We start from the raw sequence: 534 nt of genomic DNA on the forward strand, positions 1-534 counted from the left end.
AGTTACAGCCTGCCAGTATCAAAAGACTCATGGCGGTCAGTAGTCCTATTTTGACTCGTTTAGTTCGGTGTGTCATCCTATCTTTCCTCATTTCTTTATCATCAAAATAAGAGCCATGAGTCTCTCATGTGCTCTTATTCTGTTCGTGTTCCCTTACGGGACAATCTTTCCTAGTTCATTGGTCTTGTAATCCCAGCTATAAGGCCGTGGGGAGGTTTCTGGTTTACCTGCCGAGTTCGTGCCTAATTTGGGTTGGATAAAGACCGTCACCCAATACTCCGATGCTTGGCTATAATCAAGAACGATTGGCATTGCTTTAGTCATCGTGCCTGTCGTAGATGAATGAGCCGTTCCTAAATTCGTTGAGGTCGTAGTTGCAATCGCACCTACATACTGATAATACTCTGGTAGACGGTCAGATAAATTAATCCTATCTTTCCCCGCGTTCAGTCTCATAGAAGTAAAGAGGTTGGCCGTAATCTCCGCTGGTTTATCAGTTAAACTTGATCCTGTCACAAGTTGATACTCATGGGT

The 534-nt window shown here is 43.8% G+C and carries 1 pseudogene; it reads right to left on the minus strand.

Annotated features, from left to right (window positions below):
* Nucleotides 1–153: 153 nt before the first annotated feature.
* Nucleotides 154–534, minus strand: a pseudogene (locus tag AC5KOD_RS02355) (vWA domain-containing protein); the annotation flags it as partial.

The organism is Vagococcus sp. WN80Y (assembly GCF_059621045.1).